Annotated in this window: 16 protein-coding genes; 11 read left to right on the top strand and 5 right to left on the bottom strand. The window is 39.9% G+C overall.

Annotated features, from left to right (window positions below):
* Positions 1 to 244: 244 nt before the first annotated feature.
* The gene (locus tag ACM40_RS19685) at positions 245 to 931 is read right to left on the bottom strand and encodes an NUDIX hydrolase (RefSeq protein WP_048504467.1); all 687 of its coding nucleotides are present in this window, start codon (positions 929 to 931) and stop codon (positions 245 to 247) included.
* Between the two features lie 505 nt (positions 932 to 1,436).
* On the opposite strand from ACM40_RS19685, the gene ACM40_RS19680 reads away from it, so the two are divergent.
* The 6 genes from ACM40_RS19680 to ACM40_RS19655 are packed head-to-tail and all read left to right on the top strand — an operon-like array spanning position 1,437 to position 11,399.
* Complete coding sequence (locus ACM40_RS19680; RefSeq protein ID WP_053077133.1) at positions 1,437 to 3,809, top strand: glycoside hydrolase family 127 protein; 2,373 nt, start codon at positions 1,437 to 1,439, stop codon at positions 3,807 to 3,809.
* A gap of 32 nt (positions 3,810 to 3,841) precedes the next feature.
* Complete coding sequence (locus ACM40_RS19675) at positions 3,842 to 5,746, top strand: sialate O-acetylesterase (RefSeq protein ID WP_083996907.1); 1,905 nt, start codon at positions 3,842 to 3,844, stop codon at positions 5,744 to 5,746.
* A 29-nt stretch (positions 5,747 to 5,775) separates the two neighbouring features.
* Positions 5,776 to 7,221, top strand: a complete 1,446-nt coding sequence (locus tag ACM40_RS19670; RefSeq protein WP_048504466.1) for an MFS transporter — start codon at positions 5,776 to 5,778, stop codon at positions 7,219 to 7,221.
* A gap of 11 nt (positions 7,222 to 7,232) precedes the next feature.
* A complete protein-coding gene (locus tag ACM40_RS19665; protein ID WP_048504465.1) occupies positions 7,233 to 8,342 on the top strand; it encodes an endo-1,4-beta-xylanase in 1,110 nt (369 codons plus the stop codon).
* Positions 8,343 to 8,363: 21 nt separating this feature from the next.
* Complete coding sequence (locus ACM40_RS19660) at positions 8,364 to 9,338, top strand: glycoside hydrolase family 43 protein (RefSeq protein WP_048504464.1); 975 nt, start codon at positions 8,364 to 8,366, stop codon at positions 9,336 to 9,338.
* Positions 9,339 to 9,365: 27 nt separating this feature from the next.
* On the top strand, positions 9,366 to 11,399 hold the full coding sequence (locus ACM40_RS19655) for an alpha-glucuronidase (RefSeq protein WP_048504463.1): 2,034 nt from the start codon (positions 9,366 to 9,368) through the stop codon (positions 11,397 to 11,399).
* A gap of 121 nt (positions 11,400 to 11,520) precedes the next feature.
* Here the strand turns inward: ACM40_RS19655 and ACM40_RS19650 are convergent, their stop codons facing one another.
* Complete coding sequence (locus ACM40_RS19650) at positions 11,521 to 12,117, bottom strand: hypothetical protein (RefSeq protein WP_048504462.1); 597 nt, start codon at positions 12,115 to 12,117, stop codon at positions 11,521 to 11,523.
* Positions 12,118 to 12,272: 155 nt separating this feature from the next.
* Here ACM40_RS19650 and ACM40_RS19645 point away from each other — a divergent pair, with 155 nt between their 5' ends.
* The 5 genes from ACM40_RS19645 (at position 12,273) to ACM40_RS19625 (ending at position 17,007) form a co-directional block, all read left to right on the top strand.
* Positions 12,273 to 13,145, top strand: a complete 873-nt coding sequence (locus ACM40_RS19645) for an AraC family transcriptional regulator (protein WP_048504461.1) — start codon at positions 12,273 to 12,275, stop codon at positions 13,143 to 13,145.
* Between the two features lie 88 nt (positions 13,146 to 13,233).
* The gene (gene fsa / locus ACM40_RS19640; protein WP_048504460.1) at positions 13,234 to 13,887 is read left to right on the top strand and encodes a fructose-6-phosphate aldolase; all 654 of its coding nucleotides are present in this window, start codon (positions 13,234 to 13,236) and stop codon (positions 13,885 to 13,887) included.
* A gap of 23 nt (positions 13,888 to 13,910) precedes the next feature.
* Positions 13,911 to 15,095, top strand: a complete 1,185-nt coding sequence (galK, locus tag ACM40_RS19635; RefSeq protein ID WP_048504532.1) for a galactokinase — start codon at positions 13,911 to 13,913, stop codon at positions 15,093 to 15,095.
* Positions 15,079 to 16,128: a UDP-glucose--hexose-1-phosphate uridylyltransferase gene (locus tag ACM40_RS19630; protein WP_048504459.1), complete on the top strand. Its 1,050-nt coding sequence runs from the start codon at positions 15,079 to 15,081 to the stop codon at positions 16,126 to 16,128. The genes galK and ACM40_RS19630 overlap by 17 nt, the downstream gene beginning before the upstream one ends.
* A gap of 78 nt (positions 16,129 to 16,206) precedes the next feature.
* Positions 16,207 to 17,007: an HAD family hydrolase gene (locus ACM40_RS19625; RefSeq protein WP_048504458.1), complete on the top strand. Its 801-nt coding sequence runs from the start codon at positions 16,207 to 16,209 to the stop codon at positions 17,005 to 17,007.
* 162 nt (positions 17,008 to 17,169) lie between these two features.
* On the opposite strand, the gene ACM40_RS19620 is transcribed toward ACM40_RS19625, so the two are convergent.
* The 3 genes from ACM40_RS19620 to ACM40_RS19610 are packed head-to-tail and all read right to left on the bottom strand — an operon-like array spanning position 17,170 to position 20,691.
* Complete coding sequence (locus tag ACM40_RS19620; protein WP_228376224.1) at positions 17,170 to 18,015, bottom strand: sugar phosphate isomerase/epimerase family protein; 846 nt, start codon at positions 18,013 to 18,015, stop codon at positions 17,170 to 17,172.
* A 16-nt stretch (positions 18,016 to 18,031) separates the two neighbouring features.
* On the bottom strand, positions 18,032 to 19,441 hold the full coding sequence (locus ACM40_RS19615; RefSeq protein ID WP_048504457.1) for a carbohydrate porin: 1,410 nt from the start codon (positions 19,439 to 19,441) through the stop codon (positions 18,032 to 18,034).
* Positions 19,442 to 19,446: 5 nt separating this feature from the next.
* Positions 19,447 to 20,691, bottom strand: a complete 1,245-nt coding sequence (locus tag ACM40_RS19610; protein ID WP_048504456.1) for a sugar MFS transporter — start codon at positions 20,689 to 20,691, stop codon at positions 19,447 to 19,449.
* Positions 20,692 to 20,693 lie beyond the last annotated feature (2 nt).

Below are 20,693 nucleotides of genomic sequence, written 5' to 3'. Positions count from 1 at the left end.
CATATAATTATAATGCTTTTTGTGGTAGGAGAAAAGAAAAAACCTTATCATAAATTTTTATTAGGATTTTTTTTAAAAAAGATGGAATGACTATAATCCTGTGTGAAATTTTTCCATAATAACACAAAAAAATCTCAGATCAGTGAGATTTTTAATAGTGTTAATAGGGTGTATTCGGAAGTTTTTCCAATTCTGAATTGCTAATTTTCTGAAACTTTTTGTGAAATTTAACCGATTATACCAGTTAGATTTTAAACATAAATCCCTGTGAGATTTTCTTGTTGTATTTTTTTTCGTCAAAGCGGTAAAGAAAAGAACCTTTTCTGGATGAGGTCATATCCTTTTTATTGGTATTGACAAGGATATCCATGCTGTTGATTTTGCTGGTGAAATTCCGCTTGTCGAATTTTTCATCAAAAATAGCTTCATAAAGATTCTGAAGATCTTTCATCGTGAATTTTTCTGGAAGAAGCTCAAACCCTATAGGCCCTGTTGAAGCTCTTCTTCTCAGCCTGGCCACAGCATCTTTTACCATTTCATTATGATCGAAAATAAGTTCAGGTGCTTTCTGAAGTTCAACCCATTTTGCGCTGTACTGCTCATTGATCTGAATATCTTTCTCAATATTAATCAGCGCGTAATAGGAAATTGACATGATTCTGGCGGTCGGCTCACGTTTGATTTCAGTATAACATTTCAGCTGCTCAAGATAAATATTCTCAAGACCGGTCAACGTATACAAAACCCTGTTGGCTGCTTTATCAGAAGTCTCGTCACTACCGATAAAACCACCCATGAGCGACCATTCGCCCATCTGCGGTTCAAAATTTCTTTTTACCAAAAGGATTTTAAGATTTTCGCCGTCAAAACCGAAAATGATACAGTCAACGGCAACAAGGTGTTTGGGATATTGAGAGTAATCCTCAGTCATCTTTTATATTTTATACAAAGGTAAAGCTTTTATGGATATACAAATGTGATTCATACACTTTTTAATCTGAATCATTTATTTCATTAAAATTATGGTTAAAGGATATTTTGGGAGCTGAAGTAGTCATCGAAACTGGGAAATACCACTGAAATCAGGTTAATTGTACATGAATTGAATGTTAAAATTGTGTTAAAATCAAAATCAGAGTTAATAATAATCAAACAAAATAGCTTAGCGTTAAAAATACGATAAGGTATTTGTTATATCGTTGACATTCTTGCTAAAACATATCCTGAAATCATTTTCATAGGGAATCGCGTGATTGTATGGTTTTATCTTTCTGTAAATTGATTATCTTATTTTTTATGATAAGGGTGTGCTTTTTTTGTTATTTTTAGGGCTTTAATAAAGGATTTAAATGAAAAAATGGATGGCACGGGCTCAAATAATGTTTCGTATATTGATTCTTTCTGTTATTTTAGAAATGTTGAATTAACATTTATCCATGACTCCAAAACTTTCGGTTCTTTTATTGTGTTTTGCTTCATTTACCTCAGCCCAGGTTAAGGAGAAAATTCATTATTTTCCTTTGGAAACTGTCAGGTTATCAGAGAGTGTTTTCAATAAAGCCATGGTGGCAGACCGGAAATATCTCATGGCGATAGAACCGGATAGGTTGCTGGCTCCTTACCTTAAAGAAGCCGGACTGAAACCAAAGGCAGGAAATTATCCCAATTGGGAAAATACAGGACTGGACGGCCATATAGGAGGGCACTATATTTCCGCTTTATCCCTGATGTACGCCTCCACAGGAGATTCTGCAATAAAACAGAGGATTGATTATATGATCAGTGAACTGGAACGCTGCCAGAAAGCATCTCCGGACGGATATATGTCAGGAATTCCGGGTGGGGAAAAAATATGGAAAGAGATTAAACAGGGAAACATACGTGCTTCAGGCTTTGGTTTGAACGACCGGTGGGTACCTTTATATAATATTCACAAGCTGTACGCAGGATTACGCGATGCCTATTGGTATGCAAAAAGTGAAAAAGCAAAGGCAATGCTTATCAGGCTTACGGATTGGATGGCGAATGAAGTTTCAGGCCTTTCTGATGAACAGATACAGGATATGCTGCGCAGTGAACATGGAGGCCTCAATGAAGTTTTTGCTGACGTTTATGATATTACCCACGATAAAAAATATCTGCAGCTGGCTCACCGCTTTTCCCATCAGGCTATCCTTAATCCTCTTCTGGAAGGAGAGGATAAGCTTACAGGTCTTCATGCCAATACGCAGATTCCGAAAGTAATCGGATACAAACGTATTGCTGATCTTGAAAACAATAAATCATGGAGCAATGCCGCCGATTTTTTCTGGCATAATATTACAGAGAAAAGATCCTCCGTCATCGGCGGAAACAGTGTCAGTGAACATTTTAACCCCGTCAATGATTTCAGCAGCATGATAAAAAGTATTGAGGGTCCGGAAACCTGCAATACCTACAATATGCTCAAGCTGACCAAAGAACTTTATGCAACGCTGCCCGAATCTTACTATATAGATTATTACGAAAAAGCATTATACAATCATATCCTTTCTACGGAAAATTATGATCAGGGAGGGTTCGTTTACTTTACCCCGATGCGTCCCGGGCACTACCGTGTTTATTCACAGCCTCAGACCAGCTTCTGGTGCTGTGTAGGTTCCGGAATGGAAAATCATGCCAAATATGGAGAAATGATTTATGCCCGGTCAGATAAGGATTTATATGTGAACCTGTTTATCCCTTCCACATTGACATGGAAACAGCAAAAAGTAGTACTCCGTCAGGTCAATAACTTCCCGGAAGTTCCTGAAACAACACTGATCTTTGATGCTGTAGGAAAGTCAGAATTTGCTTTAAAACTGAGATGCCCGGAATGGACGACCCCTTCGGATGTGAAAATTATGATCAACGGAAAACAGGAGAAAGTACAACGTGGTTCTGACGGCTATTTTACACTGACTAAAAAATGGAAAAAAGGAGATGTTGTGAAAATGGCTTTACCTATGCATCTTTCCGCAGAGCAATTACCTGACCACTCCAATTATTATGCATTCAAATACGGACCTGTAGTGCTTGCCGCAGAATACGGAACCGAAAACCAGCAGGGACTTCTTGCTGATGACAGCAGAGGCGGTCATATTGCTCACGGTCCGCAGATCCCTTTAAACGAAATTCCCGTTATCCTTGGAAATCCTTCAGAGGTTGTCAATCATGTTGAACCGGATCATGAAAATCTGAATTTTATCCTTACAGGACTTTACCCGTCTGAAAAATTTAAAGAAGGCTTACGTCTTGTGCCGTTTTACAGTATTCAGGCAAAAAGATATATCCTGTACTGGCCGCAGGCTGATAAAAATGGAATAGAAAATACATTGAAGCAGAGAGCAAAAGAGGAAGCGGAAATCAGAAAGCTGGATATGATCACTGCAGATAAGATCCAGCTGGGAGAGCAGCAGCCGGAATCAGATCATTTTATAGAAAGCAAAGACTCAGGCACAGGATATATGGAAGACCGCCATTTCCGTGATGCCAAAGGCTGGTTCAGCTACCAGATGAAAAATAGCGGGAAAACTGCTTCATACCTTTACCTGCTGTATTTTGACGCCAATACCAACCGCACGCTAAATGTTGAGATCAATGGTAGAAAAATCATTACTCAAAACCTGGAAGGAAAATCCGGAAGCTCACCTCAATATCTAGTCGTTCCGATACCGGATTCAGAGAAAAATAAAGAAAATCTTACCGTAAAATTTCTGGCAGAAGAAAAACAAATGACCGCTAAGGTTGTCGAAGTCCGTTTGTTGAAAGGAAATTACGAAAAGAAATAAAGCTGAACCAAAATTAAAAACAGATTTTTCCCATGAAAAACAGAACCCTATACTTATTATTTTTTCTGGCAGCCATTTGCAGTTTTCATGCAAAAGTAAGGCTTCCGGCTTTGGTTTCAGACGGAATGATCCTTCAGAGGAATCAGGATCTGAAGATCTGGGGATATGCAGATGCCGGAGAAAAAATTGCCATTAAGTTCATCAATAAAACGTATAATACTACAGCTGACCAAAATGGAAACTGGTCTCTCATGCTTCCAAAGCTTAATGCCGGCGGTCCTTTTATCATGACGATTAATGAGATCACTCTTAAAGATATTCTTATTGGTGATGTGTGGGTAGCTTCAGGGCAATCCAATATGGAGCTTCCGATGCGCAGGCTGACACCTCTTTATGGAGATGAAATTAAAAACGTCAATAATCAGAATATAAGATTCTTCACGGTTCCGCAGAAATACAATTTTAAAGCTCCGCAAAATGATCTTGACGGAGGAAAGTGGGAAAGTACGAACCCTCAGACTATTCTTAATTTTTCAGGAGTTGCTTATTTTTTTGCCAAAGAGCTGAATGAAAAAAATAAAGTTCCTGTCGGCATCATTCATACCAGTCTGGGAGGCTCTCCGGTTCAGGCCTGGATGGATGAAAAATCTTTAAAAAAATATCCGGAATATCTGGCTGAAGCAGAAAAATGGAAAAATGATGACCTGATACAATCTACGGAATCCCAGGAAAGATCATTGAGCAAAGCATGGTATGCAGAGCTTGATCAGAGTGATATCGGACTGAATCAGCACTGGGAAAAAGATAATGCAAATGATTCAGGATGGAAAACCACGATGGTGCCGGGGTCATGGGAAGATCAGGAAGGTCCGTTTGATGGTTCGGTATGGTTCCGCAAAGAAATTATTCTGCCCAAAGGAGCAGATCAGAAAACAGCATTTTTAAATCTGGGAAGGATAAAAGATGCTGATGTTACTTACATCAACGGAATTAAAGTAGGAAATGTTACCTATGAATATCCGCCACGCTGGTATGATATCCCAAAAGGTGTTTTAAAAGAAGGAAAGAATATCATTACAGTAAGAGTCATCAATGGTAGCGGAAAAGGACAGTTTATCGCTGATAAACCCTATTACCTGGAAATTGACGGACAAAAGACAGATCTGAAAGGCGAGTGGAAATATAAAATCGGAGCCAAAATGGAAAAAATGGCTCCCGGACAAACGTTTATCCGCTGGAAACCGGTAGGACTTTATAATTCTATGATTCATCCGCTGATCAATTATAAAATCAAAGGATTTATCTGGTATCAGGGTGAAAGCAATACAGGAAAACCAAAAGAATACGGAGATTTGCTGTCAACGATGATCTCAGACTGGCGTTCAAAATGGAACAAGAACGATCTGCCGTTCTTCATTGTACAGCTGGCCAATTTCATGGAGAAAAAAGATGAACCCCTTGAAAGCAACTGGGCTGAGCTGAGAGAACAGCAGAGACAGGTTTCTCTTCATGTTCCTTATGCAGGACTGGCAGTAACTATTGATCTGGGAGAATGGAATGATATTCATCCGCTCAATAAAAAAGCAGTGGGTGACAGGCTGGCTTTACAGGCCCTGAAAATCGGGGAAGGCAAAAAAATAATTGCTGACGGTCCCGTTTACCAGTCGATGAAAACAGAAGGAAATACCATTATTCTATCCTTTAAGCCTGAAACAGATGACCTGGTACAGGGAGAACTGAAAGGTTTTGCCATACAGCAGAAAGGCGGCAGTTACCAATGGGCAAAAGCAAAAGCAAAAGGTAATAAGGTCATTGTATGGAATGATCAGGTAACCAGCCCGGCTAATGTACGCTACGATTGGGCAGATAACCCTGATGGAAATCTTAAAAACAAAAGCGGGCTTCCTGCTTCACCTTTTACAACAGAAGAAAATTAAATTTAACATAGAAAACCTTATCAAATTCAATGGATAATCAGCCACAAAAAATATCGGTAATAGAGAAAGTGGGGTACAGTCTGGGAGACCTGGCAGCCAACCTTGTTTTTCAGACCTTAGTTACCTATCTGACCTATTTTTACACAGATATTTACGGACTCAAAGCAGAGGATGCCTCTGTGATCACCCTTACCGTAGGTTTAATTGCCGGTTTTGGCTTTAATCCGCTTATCGGAGCACTGGCAGACCGTACAAGCTCACGATGGGGGAAATTCCGTCCATGGATTTTATTTACAGCTGTACCTCTTGGTATTGCAGCACTGCTGGCTTTCAGCACACCTCACTTTTCCTATCAGGGTAAAATGATCTATGCTGCAATTACTTATTCATTATTATTGTTATTATATGCTTCCAATAACTTACCTTATGCTGCTTTGAGCGGTGTTATTACAGGAGATATGGGGGAAAGGAACAGTATTTCTTCGTACCGTTTTGTTGCCGTGATGTTTGCCCAGTTTTTTGTGCAGGTATTTATGCTTCCCATTATTTTATATGTAGGACATGGAGACAAGGCACAGGGAATTGAAACCGTCATGACATGGCTGGCTGTAATCGGATCAGTAATGTTGTTGATCACTTTTTTTACCACCAAGGAAAGAATCATTCCCAAACCGGAACAGAAATCAAGTCTGAAAGAAGATTTAAAAGACTTATTTCAAAACAGACCATGGATTATTATGCTTACCGTGACCGCATTTATATTCATAACGCTGGCCATGAAAGGAGGATCTTATGTATATTATTTTAACAATTATGTGGATGAAAATGCACTGAAAAGTTTGATCTCACCCATTACCTCATTTTTTAATGCTGCGGGAATGAATTTCTTCGGAGAAGATCCAAAGTCTGCAGGATTCGGATTGTTTAATGCAGGAGGAATTGTGATGATGATTGTCGGGATTACCTTCTCTAAAAGACTGGCAGACAGATTTGGAAAACGTGACACTTTTATTGCCTCATTATTCATCTCTACACTATTTATTCTGGCTTTTATATTTTATCCGCCGAAAGCGGTAGGAATCATGTTCTTATCACAGATTTTACACGGATTCTTTTACGGAATCAGCACTCCGCTTTTATGGGCTATGATTGCTGATGTGGCCGACTATTCGGAATGGAAGAACAACCGCAGGGCAACTGCTATTATTTTCTCTGCGATGATGGTAGGACTGAAAGTAGGTCTCAGCATCGGAAGCTCACTGGTAGCTATGATCATAGGAAAATATGGATACATTTCCGTACACGGGAACGAACAGGTTATTCAGCCTGAAACAGTTGCAGCAGGGGCTAAAATGCTTGTGAGTATTTTCCCGTCCATTCCGTTTTTCATTGCCTGCGGACTGCTTTTAGGGTATAAGATCAACAAAAAAATGGAAGTTCAGATTGAAAAGGATCTGGCGGAAAGAAGAAAATAAAAACTATCAATATGAAACGTATTTTAATTGGTTTGGCAGCTATTACCGTTTCCGGGCTGTCGGCGCAGAAATCTGACGGTTCCTTGAAAAAAGCTTTTCAGGATAAATTCTACATCGGAACCGCCATGAGCCTTCCCCAGATTGACGGGACAGATCAGAAAGCTACAGCGATTATCAAAAAACAATTCAGCTCTATTGTTGCCGAAAATTGCATGAAATCTATGTTTCTGCAACCTCAGGAAGGAAAGTTCTTTTTTGATGATGCCGATAAATTTGTCGATTTCGGGATGAAAAACAATATGTTCATCATCGGGCATACTTTAATCTGGCATTCGCAGCTTCCAAAATGGTTTTTTTCAGATAAAAATGGAAAAGACGTTTCTCCGGAAGTATTGAAACGACGCATGAAAAACCACATTACAACAGTAGTTTCCCGTTACAAAGGAAAAGTCAAAGGATGGGATGTGGTGAATGAGGCCATTCTTGAAGACGGATCTTACAGAAAAAGTAAATTTTACGAAGTCCTGGGTGAAGATTTTATTCCTTTGGCATTTCAGTATGCACAGGAAGCTGATCCCAATGCCGAATTATATTACAACGATTATAATGAATGGTATCCTGAAAAGGTGAAAACGGTCATCAAAATGGTTGAAAAGCTTAAATTAAGAGGAATCCGTATTGATGGAGTAGGAATGCAGGCCCACGTCGGCATGGATACCCCTTCCATGGATGAATATGAAAAAGCAATACTGGCTTATTCTAATGCAGGCGCTAAAGTCAATATTACCGAGCTGGAAATTAGTGCTTTGCCTTCTCCATGGGGAAGCTCCGCTAATGTTTCAGATACTGTTGCCTATCAGAAAGAAATGAACCCTTACACAAAAGGACTTCCCAATGAGGTAGAAATGAAATGGGAAAAGCGTTACCTCGATTTTTTTGGTTTGTTTTTGAAGCACCAGGATAAAATAAGAAGGGTAACCTTATGGGGCGTTACCGATAAGCAGTCCTGGAAAAACGATTTTCCGGTGAAAGGAAGAACAGATTATCCATTACTGTTTGACAGGAAAGACCAGGAAAAACCTTTGGTACAAAAAATAATAAAGCTTGCAGAGAAAAATTAAAATCCAATAGAATTTTACTTAATGAAAAAATCAAAATATTTATTTCCGGGAGATTATATGGCAGACCCTTCCGTTCACGTTTTTGAAGATAAAATCTATATCTATCCCTCTCACGACCGTGAAAGCGGAATTGAAGAAAACGATAACGGAGATCACTTCGATATGAATGATTACCATGTCTTCTCAATGGATGATATGGACGGCGGTGAAATAAAAGACCATGGTGTGGTACTTTCGGTAAAAGATATTCCATGGGGAGGGAGACAGCTGTGGGATTGCGATGTCGCCTTTAAAGACGGGAAATATTATATGTATTTTCCTCTGAAAGATCAGAATGATATCTTCAGAATAGGAGTTGCAGTAAGTGACAAACCTTACGGTCCCTTTATTCCTGAAAAACATCCGATGATGGGAAGTTACAGCATTGATCCCTGCATTTTTGAAGATAACGGCAAATATTATATGTACTTCGGAGGAATCTGGGGCGGACAATTACAGCGCTACAGAGATAATAAAGCACTTGAATCCGCTGTAATTCCTGAAAATGATGAGCCTGCGATTCACTCAAAGGTGGCTCTGCTAAGTGATGATATGCTTGAATTTGCCGAAGCGCCTAAAGACGTTATCATCCTCGATGAAAACGGGAAACCACTGCTTCATGGCGATAAGCACCGTTTTTTTGAAGCTTCATGGATGCATAAATACAATGACAAATATTATTTTTCTTATTCTACGGGAGACACCCACCTGATTTGCTATGCAACCGGGGATAATCCTTACGGACCGTTTACTTTTCAGGGTGAAATTCTTACTCCGGTGGTAGGGTGGACAACCCATCACAGCATTGTGGAATTTAAAGAGAAATGGTACCTGTTTTTTCATGATTCTGTGCCAAGTGGAGGCAAAACATGGCTCAGAAGTATGAAAATGATTGAACTGGAATATGATAACGAAGGCAAAATCAAAACGATTGAAGGTCTGGAAGGACAGTCATAGTCATCTTTAATCATTTAAAATTTTTCAATGCGATATCTGAGACTATACATTCTATTTTTTCTGACCATTCCGTTACTCATTTTCGCGGAAGACGGAAGTCAGCTATGGCTTCGGTTTCCTGCAAAAAACGGCATATCAGCAGATAAAATCATTTCCAAAGGGAACAGTCCTACGCTGAACATTGCCAGAAAAGAGCTGAGCAGCCACTGGCAGGGACAAACGGTGGAACTTCGTACGGAAAATAAAGACAAAAATCTGAAAGACGGCTACAGAATTGTTTCTACACCTGACAGAATCGTTATTTCTGCAGGCAAAGAAATAGGACTGTTGTATGGCGTTTACCATATTTTACGCTTACAGCAGACAAAAGCCGATCTGTCTCATTTAAACAATATTGAAAAACCTTCATACGATGTAAGGGTTCTGGACCATTGGGACAACCTGGACGGAAGTATTGAAAGAGGCTATGCCGGAAGATCACTCTGGAAATGGGAAGATTTACCCGGAAAAATATCTCCCCGTTATGAAGAATATGCAAGAGCGAATGCTTCTGTGGGAATTAATTCCGTTGTTTTGAATAATGTCAATGCATCTCCCAATATGCTTAGGGAAGATTATCTTAAAAAAGTCAGGGTTCTGGCTGATATTTTCAGACCTTATGGCATAAAGGTATATCTTTCCGTGAATTTTTCTTCACCCAAAGTCCTGGGAGGATTACAAAACTCAGACCCATTAAATAAAGACGTACAAAAATGGTGGAAAGATAAAGCTGCTGAAATTTACAGACTGATTCCTGATTTCGGCGGATTTTTGGTGAAAGCCAATTCCGAAGGACAGCCGGGACCTCAGGATTACGGAAGAACCCATGCAGAGGGAGCCAATATGATGGCTGATGCCTTGAAACCTTACCATGGAATCGTAATGTGGAGAGCATTTGTCTACAGTCCCAGCAAAGATGACAGAGCCAAACAGGCTTATCTGGAATTTGTTCCTCTGGACGGTAAATTCAGGGATAATGTAATCATTCAGATCAAAAACGGCCCTGTTGATTTCCAGCCCCGCGAAGCGTTTAACCCACTTTTCGGCGCTTTGAAAAAAACTTCCGAAATGGTAGAGTTTCAGATCACACAGGAATATCTGGGCTTTTCAAATCATCTGGTTTTTCTGGCTCCTTTATTCAAAGAAACACTGGAAAGTGATACCTATTCTGACGGTCAGGGATCCACGATTGCGAAAATTACGGACGGGACATTAAGACCTGCCAAAATTACAGCTATTTCAGCCGTTGCCAATATCGGGGAAGATACCAACTGGACGGGTCATCATTTTGCACAGGCCAACTGGTATGCATTCGGGAGATTAGCATGGAATCACGAGTTGAGTTCAGAGCAGATTGCAGATGAATGGATTAAAATGACGTTTACTGATGGTCAAAACTTTGTGAATCCTGTAAAGGAAATGATGCTTTCCTCCAGGGAAACTGCTGTAGATTATATGATGCCTTTGGGACTGCACCATATTTTTGCAGGAGGGCATCACTATGGTCCTGAACCGTGGGGAGATTATAAAGGAGGAAGACCGGATTGGTCACCTGTCTATTATCATCAGGCTGATGCTCAGGGAGTAGGATTTGACAGAACAAAAACAGGAAGTAATGCTGTCTCACAGTATTTTCCGCCGCTTAATGAAAGATATGGAAATATATCAACCTGCCCGGAAAATCTTATTCTGTGGTTTCATCATGTTCCATGGGATTATACAATGAAAGACGGGAAAACGTTGTGGGATGAGTTGTGCTATACGTATGATTCTGGAGTGAAAAAGGTAAGGGACTATCAGAAAATATGGGACAAGATGGAGCCTTATATAGACGGACAGAGGTTTGCCGATGTTCAGTCCAAGTTCAGAATTCAGTCCAGGGATGCGGTATGGTGGAAAGATGCCTGCCTGCTGTATTTCCAGACTTTTTCAAAAAAGCCTATTCCTTATGATATAGAACGTCCTGTTCATGAACTGGAAGATTTGAAGAAAGTTAAGCTAGACATGGGGCATCACAATTAAAAAAATGAGGCAGCTCTTTTTCCTGATCGGAAATGAGAGCTGCCTCATAAAAAAAACTGTACGTGAAAATTGTATTCCGTATAATCCGGAATGGGTATATAATTAGTTTGAAAATGTGAATTTATTTTAGAGAAATTATTTTATTAAAAACATTTCCTTTTTCTTCAACACGGATAATGTATTGATCTGCTGTTTTTGGATCCAGGTCAAAAGTAAGATCCACTTTGCCGTCAGCATATTCTTTGTTCGAAGTATAATAAGTTGTATTGGAAAGATCATATACCGAAATGCTTACAGGTCCTTTTACATCAGACATACGCAGCTTTGCCATGTGCCCGGAAACGGAATATTCAGGCTTGTTGACTGCGCTTACTGGTGTTTTTTCCACTTCTATTTCATTTCCGTCTGTGATTTTTATTCTGTATTTTTCTATTTTCACTTCCGATTCTGCTACCAGATAATACGTTCCCGGCTCAAAATCCTGAAGGTCATAGGTCTTTGTCACATGGTCCCCATCGGCAAGATTTTCAGAGAATAACTCGTCATGTGCGCTGTTGTAAACAAAAACAGATACACTTCTGGCATTTGAAAGCTCAAAGCTTAAAGTTTTGGCTTGTACGTTTCCAAAGGAAAGGGAAAAATCTCTGTCCTTACTCATTACATTTGCTGAGAACAATAAGGCTCCTGCAAAAAATACGGCTTTTAATAATGTGCTCATGGGTTAAGGCTTTTAGAATTATTATTGCAAAGCTATGGCAGCAATACTTCTCAGGCTATAATTAAATTCCCATATTTATGTACTATATTAACTTAATTTAATCTTATTGGTGTGTTATTTGTTAATTTTGCATATGAATTATTTATTTTTGGTCTATGAAACATGTAAACCCTTCTTTTGAAGCAATCAGGCCGACTATAGGAAGCAGTTTTACCAGCCTGAAATTTCTGGCCAATGAGAATATAAAATCCCATGTCTGGCATTACCATCCCGAGATTGAACTGATTTTTGTCTGCAAAGGTTCCGGAAAAAGACAGATCGGAAGCAGCATTACCTATTTTTCAGATGGAGACCTGGTTCTGATAGGAAGCAATCTTCCCCACTGCGGACTCACCAATGAAAATACCTACAATGATTACGAGATGGTGATCCAGTTTAAACCCGATTTTTTAGGAGAACCAATTTGGGATATACCGGAGATGCAAAGGATTTCGGCTTTGCTGGAAAAGTCAAAAGCGGGAATTGTATTCGGAGAAGAGATGAAGAAAAAAATAGGGAAAGAGATTGTTGAGATGCATGAAGCTTCTTCTTTGGATAAGCTGTGCAGATTTCTGAAGATATTGGATGAGCTGTCCGTTACCCAGGATTACAGGATCCTGAATGCAGGAAAATATTATCTGCAGATCCAGATTGAAGACAATGAAAGAATCAATCTGATATTTAATTATGTGAAAGATCATTTCAAAGAAGCCATTACCTTGGAGGAAGTGGCTGATCTTGCCCATATGAAAGTACCGTCTTTTTGCCGCTACTTTAAAAAAATTACGAACAAAACCTTCACCCGGTTTGTGAACGAGTACAGGATTACCCATGCCCTTAAGCTGCTTGCAGAACAGCCTTTAAGCATTACGGAAGTATCCTTTGAATCCGGGTTTAATAATTTCAGCTATTTTAATAAAACCTTTAAAGAATATATCCAAAAAAGCCCTTCCCAATACAGGAAAGAATTTAATTATTTCACAGAATAATTTTCTACAGGCAATAAAATTTACATTCTCATGATGATTTATTAAAATATAAGTGTAAATTTAACACTTATAAATAATAGTCACATTTATGAAATTTTTTATTGATACCGCCAATCTGGCAATGATAGAGGAAGCTCATGTCCTTGGAGTTCTGGACGGGGTAACCACCAATCCTTCACTTATGGCGAAAGAGGGAATTTCCGGAAAACAGAATATACATCATCATTACCTTGAAATCTGTAAAATCGTGGACGGGGATGTAAGTGCTGAAGTATTGGGAATTACTTTCGAAGAAATGGTTAAAGAAGGTGAAGAGCTTGCTGCATTACATCCGAGAATTGTTGTAAAAGTTCCAATGACTCAAGATGGAATCAAAGCCATCCGTTATTTTTCTGAGAAAGGAATAAAGACAAACTGTACGCTTGTTTTCTCTGCCGGGCAGGCATTGCTGGCTGCCAAAGCAGGAGCTACCTATGTTTCTCCGTTTCTGGGAAGGCTGGATGATGTTTCTACAGACGGGCTTCATCTGATCTCGGAAATCAGAACAATTTATGACAATTACGCTTTTCAGACACAAATACTGACTGCTTCTGTCCGACACAGCATGCATATTGTTAATTGTGCAAAGATCGGAGCTGATGTCGTGACCTGTCCGCTGGCTCCTATACTTTCTCTTCTTAAACATCCGCTGACAGATTCAGGATTGGAACAGTTCATCAAAGATTCACAAAAAATGAAATAAGATTAGGCAGAGAAAAGATGGTTATGCATGAACAGTTAATCAACCCAACTATAAAAAAGTTTAAGGCCGAATTCAACGCAGAGCCCGAACACATTTTCCTTTCGCCGGGAAGAATTAATATTATCGGCGAACATGTAGATTACAGTGATGGTTTGGTATTGCCCGCTGCCATAGACAAATACATCTGTTTTGCTGTCCGCAAGCTGCCACAGACCCATTTTTGTACGATCATCGCGAAAGACCTCGGAGAAGAATATACATTTGATGTCACGATGGAGATAAAGCCGGTTCGGCAGATGTGGATGAACTATATTCTGGGCGTTTTCAGCCAGTTGCAGAAGCCGGAAAACCGATTTTGCGGAATGGAAATTGTTTTCAGCAGTACCATCCCGATGGGATCCGGGCTTTCTTCTTCGGCAGCCCTTGAATGTGGTTTTGCCTACATCCTCAATGAGCTTTTTGATCTTCGGCTGTCCAAAAAAGAGATTGCAGTGATCGGGCAAAAATCAGAACATACTTTTGCAGGAGTCCAGTGCGGAATTATGGATCAGTTTGCTTCCGTTTTCGGGAAGGAAAACAAGGTGATTATGCTCGACTGCCATTCCCTGGAACATCAATATTTTGATGCAGACCTTAAAGGGTACAGCCTGTTGCTTTTCGACAGCTGTGTAAAGCATACCCATTTGACATCCGGCTACAATGAAAGACGTAAAGATGTTGAACATGGGAAAAAAGTTTTATGGAAAAACTTTCCGGAAATTGAAAAATTCAGAGATTTTACGTTGGCAATGCTTGAGCATGTAAAAGAAGAAACGGGAAGTGTTTCATACAAAAGATGTCTTTACCTGCTGAAAGAAATCCAGAGGGTGGAAATGGCAGCAAAAGCTATTTCGGAAGGAAATATGGAATATCTGGGAACTCTTCTCACGGAAACCCATGCCGGGCTTTCAACTGAATTTGAGGTCAGTTGTGATGAACTTGATTTTTTAGTGGAAAATGCATTGCGACAGGAAGGAGTATTGGGAGCAAGAATTATGGGTGGTGGTTTCGGAGGCTGCAGCATCAACCTTATTCAGGAAAATAAAGCTGAAGAAGTGATCCGAACCATCAGTGAAAAATATCTTGAACATTTCAACATCCGGATGAAAGTTTATCAGGTTAAAATTTCCGACGGGATAAAAGAATATACCAATGAATACATCATTTGACCGTAATAAGCATCCCCACAGAAGATACAATCCTCTTTTGGATGAATGGATACTGGTTTCTCCACAACGGGCAAACCGCCCATGGCAGGGGCAGAGAGAGGAAACAGCAGAAGAAGACCGCCCTTCTTACGATCCTGACTGCTATCTGTGCTCCGGAAATAAGAGAGCTAATGGAAGCCATAATCCTGCCTATAAAGGAACATATGTTTTTGATAATGATTTCGGAGCATTGCTGAATGAAGAAGTTGATTTTTCTGAAGAACTTTCCGGATTTTTTACCCTTCTTCCGGAACGCGGAATCAACAGGGTAGTCTGTTTTTCTGACGACCACAGTCTTACCTTACCGGAAATGTCTGTGGAACAGATAAAGAATGTGGTGGATGTATGGCAGGAGCAGTTCAACGAACTGGCCGCTCTGGACCCTATCAACTATGTTCAGATTTTTGAAAACAAAGGCAGCATCATGGGCTGTAGTAATCCTCATCCGCACGGCCAGATATGGGCACAGTCTTCAATCCCGGCTATGGTTCAGAAAACTCAGGGCCAGTTGAAATCCTATTTTGAAAAGAATAAAAGAACATTGCTGGAAGACTATCTTCAGCAGGAAATTTCAGCTGGGGAACGCATTGTCACAGAAAATGAACATTTTACTGCATTGGTACCGTTTTGGGCATCCTGGCCTTACGAAACAATAATTATCAGTAAACAGAAAAGAGAAAATATTGCGGCATTTTCTGAAGAAGAAAAAGAATCTCTTGCTGCTGTACTTAAGGATCTGACCACGATTTATGATAATCTTTTTGAAAGATCATTTCCTTATTCTGCGGGAATCCACCAGTCACCTACAGATGGAAAAGAACACCCGGAATGGCATTTTCATATGCATTTTTATCCTCCGTTGCTCAGAAGCGCGGAAATAAAAAAATTCATGGTAGGATATGAAATGCTGGCAGAACCTCAGCGGGATATTACCCCGGAACAAAGTGCCGCAATATTAAAAAGCCTTCCCACCATTCATTACAAGAAAAAATAATAAAATCAATATCTTTGGAAAAGAATAAGCAAATTGTGATTCTGATACCTGCAGAATATTGCATTTCCCAATAAAATTATGGAAGAGATTAAATTAATTGTGACGGATATGGATGGGACATTTCTCAATTCCAGCCATGAAATGAGTCCTGAGTTTTCGGAGATTTACAAAGAACTGAAGAAAAGAAACATTCTGTTTGTACCTGCAAGCGGAAGACAGATGCCGGGCATTACCCATTATTTCGGAGAGATAGAAAGCGAAATCGGTTTTATTGCTGAAAATGGAGGCTACGTAGTCTATAAAGATCAGGAGCTTTTTGCCGATACACTGGAATACAAATATATTGTCGAGATCATCAGGGCTATCCGCGAAATACCGGGAGCCAAAGCCGTATTGTCAGCTAAAAAAATGGCTTATTATGAAACCGAAGATCAGCAGTTTGTGGATTTTTTCTCTAAGTATTATACTGAAAACATGAAGAAGGATGATCTTACGGAAAAAATTGACGATACAGCCTTTAAAATAGCAGTCTATCATTCTGAAGGAGCTGAAAAATATCTGTATCCGGCTCTTAAAAGATTTGAAGAATTCGGTCTGGAAGTGGTAGTTTCCGGAGAATATTGGCTGGATGTCATGAATAAGGATATCAATAAAGGAAATGCGCTGAAAATCCTTCAGAAATCGTTGGGCATCTCTCCTGAAAATACGATGGCTTTCGGGGATTATATGAACGATATAGAAATGCTGAAGAATGCCAAATATTCTTACGCCATGAAGAATGCCCATCCGAACGTAAAGCAGGTAGCCAATTTTGAAGCCTGTACCAATGACAGCTTTGGAGTCCTGAAAACGATTAAAGATTACCTGCTTTTGAATTAATAATAATAGAATTTTATCACATCCTGAGCTGCAACTAAATTCAGGAATATGATAAAAAAACCGGCAGAAGGTCTGTCAAAGCCTGCTATAAGCTATTGGTGGAAAAACAGGTCAGCTTCTGCCGGAACAGTTTGTAATGTTAATCATTGTTTTAATAGTGATTTAATTTTTGATATGCTTCTTTAGAAAGGCAAGGCTTCCTTCAGCAAGTTCCTGGGCATCATAAGGTGATTTCTGCCATAATGAAACCTTTTCCTGCATTTCTGGAATTGAGGAACTGAAATTTTCAAGAACCAGATTCCCTTCAAAATTGATTTCTTTCAAGGCTGAGAAAAATTCTTCCCAATTGACGGTGCCTTCTCCCAACATGCCCCGGTGAGATTCTGTAACATGAATATGCTTCAGCATTTTTCCGGAATTGATAATCGGATCATAAAAATTATTCTCCTCAATATTCATATGAAAGGTATCAAGGTGAAGGAAGAGATTATTTTTACCCGTTTTCTTAATGAGTTCCATGACATTTTCTGCCGTATTGCAGGCATACGATTCATAGCGGTTAATAGGCTCTATGGCGATATCTATATTTCTGGTCTGGGCATAATCTGCCACATTGCACCATACTTCAGCAATGATTTCTTTTTCGTTTTCTGTAAGTGGTTTACCGGTAAATACGCCAATTCCGCTGTGTAAAACTCCGGCCAGCAGGGTGGTTTCCAGTTCATCAACTTTATCGATCGCTTTTTTGATAAGCTTTTCTGCGGTTTCGGGATAGAATGCGATATGGGCATCTTTTGGAAGATTCAGCGAGCATACCGCTTCCAGATGATTGTCTTTCAGCTGTTTTTTTACCGTTTTAGCATCAAAATCCATTGAATTCGGCAGTAGTATTTCGATAAGATCAAACCCCGCTTTAGAGGTTTTCTCTATGGCATATTTACCTGATTCCGCATTCCATAACGGAGTGATCCAGGAGAGTAGGGAAGCCCCCAATTTTATATTCATCATATTTTCTTTATTTTATTTAAAAAATCCACCATTCTGTCCGTATTCCGAAATACGTCCCGAATCTTTTTGCTCCGGACTGCTGTAAAAACGGTGAGTAAAGACTGTTCATAGCCTGGTCATTATACCTTGATACTTCTGCAATAAAACGGATATGGGGTCTTGCCCAGACACTGCGTTCAGCTGTAGGAACAATGGTAGGAGCCAAAACCAGCTTCATCATCGATGCTGCATCCTGGGTTCCGTTTTTTCGTGTTGCATAATGGAATTCAGAAAGGATATGAAACCAGTTGTTAAAATAATAGGTAGCCCTTATTCCCGTATTAAATTCTGTTTTTCTGTTAAAAATTTCACGGCTATAATAGTCCGGAGCTTTATCATTACCGGTTGATCCTCCTTTACTTTTGGTGAAAACCGCATAAGGATTAAGCGACCACCGGTTGGAGATATTCCAGAGGAAATGTTCAACAATTGTAAGAGAGTAGGCTCCTTTATAGGTTTTTGTAACTTCATCAGGTGCTCCGTAGGTCCGCCAGGTCTGTGTATTTCCATTATCGCCTCCGTTGGCAATTCCGGTTCCGTACCTTACAGAAAGCTGATTGAATGAACCCGGAATTGTTGTTGTAATATCTGTATTTAATTTAGCTCCGAAAACCCAGCCCCGGTCAGATGGGTATTGCTCTACGGAATTTCCCCCTGATTTTTCTACATGATGAAATTCTGCCAGCAATTTCAGTTTGTGTTTTGTATTTTTAAATGGCAGGATCTGCTCCAGGACAAAAACTTCTCTCTGCCTGTAGATCAGGTTTTTTGATCCGCTGATCACATTGGTGTAAGAATAGGGAGTGGAGTTACTGGCCGCGGTATCGATAGCCGCCGGGAAAAACATAGAAAATCTTGTATTTTTGTGTCTTAGACCCCAACCGGTTGCCGAATGATCATCAAAATAAAAATAATCTGCAATGTGAATGTCATCATATCTCAGCCATCTTGATCCGGCCCACACATCCCAGTCGCTTCCCATAATGTTTCTGGCCTCCACAAAAGCTTCCGGTAAGGCAATAATCATCCCCTGGTTGGATTTTGAATCGACATTTCCCAGAAAAGTTCCGCCAGAGTAAAAGCTCAGTCTTGCCTGCATGTCGATTTTTGTGTTTTTTGTGCTGTCACCGTTTACCACCGGGCTGAAATGAAAAGCCGGTAAAAAGTCAACATAATCTCCCTGATCCATTCTGCCTCCTAACGATCCCTGGTTGTTCAGGTTCAGCTGTCTTCCTGTTTTTCCATCGGTATTTGGTGAATAGCCTGCTCCGATTCTACCGGTTGTACCAAAGGAAAACTTTTTGTTGGTTATCGTGATCTGGGCATTAATTTCCCTGCTGATGCATACAAGTAAAATGCACCAGACTAATAAAAGTCTTGTTTTCATAGGGATTATTTAAGTGTTTTGGGCTTGTAGAACTTTAATGCAAATAACAAAATAACCGCATAGCAGAGAATAGGAAGAAGGTAAGCATGGGCAATATCCTTTTCTGCAATTCTGCCCATGATCGGAGGGAAAACAGCTCCTCCAAACATTGCCATAACCAGGAATGATGAGGCCTGCTGAACTTTTGACCCTAATCTTTTGAGTCCAAGACTGAAAATAGTAGGATACATGACACTCAGGAACAGATTGAGCAAAATAAGGCTGATAAATGATACCCATCCGAAACTCTGTGAAATAATCAGGCACAGAACGATATTACATGCTGTAAAGATAGCCAGCAGCCTGTTGGGAGCAATAAATCTCATCAGGAAAGTTCCGATAAATCTTCCAATCATCATCATCGCCATGCTCAGGGAAAAGTAATAGGAAGCCTGTATCTCCGGAAGATGCATTTTTTCGACACCGTAATTAATAAAATAAGCCCATGTCCCGCCCTGCGCGGCAATGTTAAAAAACTGGGCAATAACTGCAAATATAAAATGTCTCTGTTTATAAAGCGGTGCATGAGGATCGGATACGGACAGGTCTTCTCCTTTTTCATTTTCTGAAATGATGATGTCTTCCGCATGAGGATCTTTGAGATCCGGCACTTTGATAAAACTGAAAATCAGGGTAATTGCCAGAATTACAATCCCAATCCATGTATAAAGATTTTTTACTGAATCCAGAGATCCTGATCCGGAATCAGGAGTTCCGAAAATGAAATATCCACCCAACAGAGGGCCGATAATGGCTCCAAGACCGTTAAATGACTGAGCAAAGTTAACCCTCTGGTCACTCGTTCTTTCATCACCCAAAGCCGCTACAAAAGGGTGAGCTACGGTTTCAAGGGTTGCCATTCCCATTGCCAGAACAAAAAGAGCCAATCTGAAAAAGTCAAATGAAGAAGTATTGGCTGCCGGAATAAACAGAAAAGATCCTAATGCAAATAATGAGAGTCCTAAGATGACGCCTAATTTATAACCAAATCTTTTCATAAATAAGCCTGCCGGAATACCCATAAGTGCATAGGCCCCAAAAATGGAAAGCTGCACCAGCCCTGATTTGGACTTCGAAATATGAAGAACATTCTGAAAATGTTTGTTCAGAACATCACCCATGGTAAGTGCAATGGCCCAGAAGAAAAATAATGAAGTAACAAAGGACAGGATGATGTAGTATTTCTTATCTGTAAATTTTGGAGTATTCATAT

This window comes from Chryseobacterium sp. BLS98, from assembly GCF_001045445.1.
Taxonomy (GTDB): domain Bacteria; phylum Bacteroidota; class Bacteroidia; order Flavobacteriales; family Weeksellaceae; genus Chryseobacterium.
Note: the sequence above shows the minus strand (reverse complement) of the source record. Positions and strands in the feature narration are given on the sequence as shown.

Bases quoted from the DNA above. Each gene is read 5' to 3' on its own strand.
- ACM40_RS19670 (WP_048504466.1), top strand. From the start codon at position 5,776: ATGGATAATCAGCCACAAAAAATATCGGTAATAGAGAAAGTGGGGTAC.
- fsa (WP_048504460.1), top strand. From the start codon at position 13,234: ATGAAATTTTTTATTGATACCGCCAATCTGGCAATGATAGAGGAAGCT.
- ACM40_RS19610 (WP_048504456.1), bottom strand. From the start codon at position 20,691: ATGAATACTCCAAAATTTACAGATAAGAAATACTACATCATCCTGTCC.
- ACM40_RS19650 (WP_048504462.1), bottom strand. From the start codon at position 12,117: ATGAGCACATTATTAAAAGCCGTATTTTTTGCAGGAGCCTTATTGTTC.
- ACM40_RS19620 (WP_228376224.1), bottom strand. From the start codon at position 18,015: ATGATGAATATAAAATTGGGGGCTTCCCTACTCTCCTGGATCACTCCG.
- ACM40_RS19630 (WP_048504459.1), top strand. From the start codon at position 15,079: ATGAATACATCATTTGACCGTAATAAGCATCCCCACAGAAGATACAAT.
- ACM40_RS19625 (WP_048504458.1), top strand. From the start codon at position 16,207: ATGGAAGAGATTAAATTAATTGTGACGGATATGGATGGGACATTTCTC.
- ACM40_RS19680 (WP_053077133.1), top strand. From the start codon at position 1,437: ATGACTCCAAAACTTTCGGTTCTTTTATTGTGTTTTGCTTCATTTACC.
- ACM40_RS19615 (WP_048504457.1), bottom strand. From the start codon at position 19,441: ATGAAAACAAGACTTTTATTAGTCTGGTGCATTTTACTTGTATGCATC.
- ACM40_RS19655 (WP_048504463.1), top strand. From the start codon at position 9,366: ATGCGATATCTGAGACTATACATTCTATTTTTTCTGACCATTCCGTTA.
- ACM40_RS19660 (WP_048504464.1), top strand. From the start codon at position 8,364: ATGAAAAAATCAAAATATTTATTTCCGGGAGATTATATGGCAGACCCT.
- ACM40_RS19665 (WP_048504465.1), top strand. From the start codon at position 7,233: ATGAAACGTATTTTAATTGGTTTGGCAGCTATTACCGTTTCCGGGCTG.
- galK (WP_048504532.1), top strand. From the start codon at position 13,911: ATGCATGAACAGTTAATCAACCCAACTATAAAAAAGTTTAAGGCCGAA.
- ACM40_RS19645 (WP_048504461.1), top strand. From the start codon at position 12,273: ATGAAACATGTAAACCCTTCTTTTGAAGCAATCAGGCCGACTATAGGA.
- ACM40_RS19675 (WP_083996907.1), top strand. From the start codon at position 3,842: ATGAAAAACAGAACCCTATACTTATTATTTTTTCTGGCAGCCATTTGC.
- ACM40_RS19685 (WP_048504467.1), bottom strand. From the start codon at position 931: ATGACTGAGGATTACTCTCAATATCCCAAACACCTTGTTGCCGTTGAC.